This window comes from Mucilaginibacter sp. (assembly GCF_036383575.1).
Classification (GTDB): Bacteria; Bacteroidota; Bacteroidia; order Sphingobacteriales; family Sphingobacteriaceae; genus Mucilaginibacter.
The window spans coordinates 1-3,178 of record NZ_DASVOB010000019.1 but is presented as its reverse complement, the minus strand read 5'-3'; the positions used below and the strand labels follow the sequence as shown (position 1 = coordinate 3,178).

General features: G+C 44.8%; 2 protein-coding genes. Both read right to left on the bottom strand.

Annotated elements, in window-relative coordinates; all coding sequences use genetic code 11:
• Positions 1 to 1,730, bottom strand: a 1,730-nt coding sequence (locus VF500_RS00565) for an alpha-N-acetylglucosaminidase (RefSeq protein ID WP_330857809.1), incomplete at its 3' end; no start/stop codon positions are given.
• An 87-nt stretch (positions 1,731 to 1,817) separates the two neighbouring features.
• Positions 1,818 to 3,178 (bottom strand): RagB/SusD family nutrient uptake outer membrane protein (locus VF500_RS00560; protein ID WP_330857808.1); only part of this gene is annotated, 1,361 nt, incomplete at its 5' end.

Below are 3,178 nucleotides of genomic sequence, written 5' to 3'. Positions count from 1 at the left end.
TGATCCTTATTTTGATAGGCCTGCGCCATTTTTTGCTGAAGCGGACTTGCATAGTTTGCCAATACCTGCCGGGTTACATCAACCAGGTCATACTGAAAGCCATCGCTTTGTTTCAGGCTGTCTGCAGCATTTACAAGCAGGCTCCAGGCTCTAACCAATTGCATCGGGTCGTAATCTAATTTGGTTAACACCCTGTCTATATATTTTTTAAACGTTGGTCTTGCCACAATGATCGATTCAGGGCCGCCCTCGGTTAAGCCACCCGAATAAACCGAGTTTAACAGCATGTGCCATGCCTCATTTGCCTGGCTGTTAACCTGGCCGTAGCGGCGCTGCGCATAATTTGCAACCCATGCATCAGCGTCAATCGGGGTATCGCGCCAAACGTTCTCCAGCATCAGGGCAAATAGTGCAGGGTTTTGTTCAATGCCCTCGGGGGTAACACCAATACCGCGCATATTTTTTGATTCGGGATCATGCAGGGCAATGGCCGGATCAGCAGCAACATGGCGCATGCGGCCAAACAGACTGATGTTGCCTCCAAAGTTTTGCAACATACTCCAGATCCATGGTTTGCCATAATACGCTTCGGTACGGTTCCAAACCGGATGGGCATCGCTGTAAAGGTCAAGCACTATCATTTGTTCATTAGGCACCGCGTTAAGCAGGGCTTTGATCTGCTGAGGCTGCCAGAATTTGTTATTGTAATGAAACATCCAGCCCTGCATTACCCAAATAGCTTTAGGATCGGCGGCAGCCATGGAATTAAATACCTTTTTGCTCATGCCATCCAGATAAGTTGAATCGTTGGTTGGCGGTACATTTTCGTTAAAAGTATCGGCCGAGTACAGGTGGTCGGTGCCAAATTCCTTTGTTTGCGCTTCTATATATTTTTTGCCGATGGTTTCAAACATCGGATCGTCGGGGTCAAGTATAAAAACATCGGGAAACCCGGCATCCCAGTTGGTCCTTTTAACCTTAGCACCGGGGAACTTATCTTTAAATGATGGCGGCACGTGGCCGGTAAATGACGACAAAACAGGTGTCATCCCAAATGAGCGCTCACGCTCCAGGATCTTTTTTTGTAATGCTTTGTGCGAGTCCATCCAATGCTGCGGCAGCGGGCCACCCCAGGCATCAATGTTTCCCATCCAAAACCATGAAAAATAAGCCGGACCGCTAAAAAAATCATCCAGTTGTTTATCGGTAAAGCCCATGTCTTTATAAACACTTTGCCAAACGGCTTCTTCGCCGGCTATGGCCAGCGGCAGGTTAATGCCATTGAGGGCCATCCAGTCAATTTCCTTTTGCCAGCGGTCCCAGTCCCACCAAGCCATGGTGTAGTTAAATGTACAATAGTTTAAATAATAGCGATATTGGTAAGGCGTTGTTTTATGAATGAGCCCTTTAACAGCAGGCAGGGTTGCCGGCAAATTAAGGTTGGTGCCATTCCAGCCGATATCGCAAAAGCAATAGGTTTTAAGATAGTAGTTCAATGCCGATGCTATTGACAGGCCATTGTTGCCCCTAAGTACTATTTTACCGTCGCGGCTCTCCAATTCAAATACATCCTTGCCGTTTTGCTGTGGGATAGCTTCAACAGTAAACAGATTGCTTTTACCGGGGATTATTCTTTCAATAAAATCATAAGAGGCCTTCTGATCAACCTGGGCACCGGCTTCAAAGCCAAATGCAATAATAACAGCTAAAACAAGTAAACACTTTCTCATTCAATAAATTATTAAATAGCGGCATCGAATAATGCCTGAAAAAATACCGGCAACAGGAGGTTCTCCCCTGCCGCCGGTATATGGTTATTATTTAAAATTAGGGTTTTGTACCAACACGCCTTTACTTTTATCGATCTCAACTTGCGGTATCGGGAAGTAATAGTTTTTAGGACGCACAAAGGTCACCGTTTTATTTTGATCAAGCGGAGCTTTGGAAACAGCAAGGTTATAAATAGCAGCTATATCAACAATTTTAGCTTTGTCCCAACGCATTAAATCCTGGTGACGCTGATCTTCGCCAGCCAACTCAACACGGCGCTCATGGATCAGTTCTTTCATACCTGCTCCTGAAACCGGTTTTAATGCCGCTGATGCGCGGTGCCTGATCTGGTTAATGATCGCATCACCTGCACCGGCACCCTGTGTACGGATCAGTGCCTCGGCAACCAGCAGGTAAATATCAGCAGAGCGCATTAGTGGTACAGCATAAGTATGGTCAACACCACCACCATCTTTTTCACTATTGAACACTGCGTATTTCTTAAAGGCATAACCTGTAGCAGATAGATCGGCAGTGAACGTTGTAAGGCCTTTCCCATCACCCAGATCTACCTTATCACCCACAGATAGTAAAGTGGCTTGTTTACGCGGATCTCCTGCCTCAAATTCATTTGCAAGACCTTGTAGCGGCTGGCTGAAGCCATAACCATTCCATGATCTTGGAATATAATAAACAGTGAAATCATTTTGTACAACAGTTTGTACTGCTTGAATTGAAAACAACAATTCAGTACTATTCTCGTTAGCCCTGGTAAAATTATCGGCGTAATTAGCAGCCAAAGCATAATGTGAGTTAGAGATCACCTTTTGACCGGTTGCAATGGCCTCAGGTAACTTTTCCCAATACATATAAAGCTTGGTCAATAAACCCAGTGCTGTTCCCTTGCTTACACGGCCACGATCTGATGCGCCGTAACTTTCAGGCAATAAATCAACTGCTTTTAACAAATCTGATTCAATTTGCTTGCGCACTTCTTCTATTGGTGATTTCGGAACGTTGAAGGTTTGTTTTGCGTAATCTTCATCGGTAATGATAGGAACGTCGCCATGAATGATCATTAAACGCCAGTAACCAAAAGCGCGCAGAAAGTATGCCTCGCCCATGCTCCTATTTTTAACATCATTTGATATTGCAGTAATTTTAGGAATATTAATAATGCAGTTAGTTGCACGGTTGATAGTTTCATATCTCCATTTCCATGGGTACCTGATAGCTGCATTTGAGGCATCATAGGTTAAATTTTCGATGCCTTCGTCTTCACTATGATCACCCGAGCGCCAGTAATCGTCAGAAGGAACATCAAATGTAGCTTCCGCGTGGCCTACATAGTCCTCTTCTTCCAAAAGGCTGTAAATACCTGTAACTGCATTTACAGCGTCAACTTCGT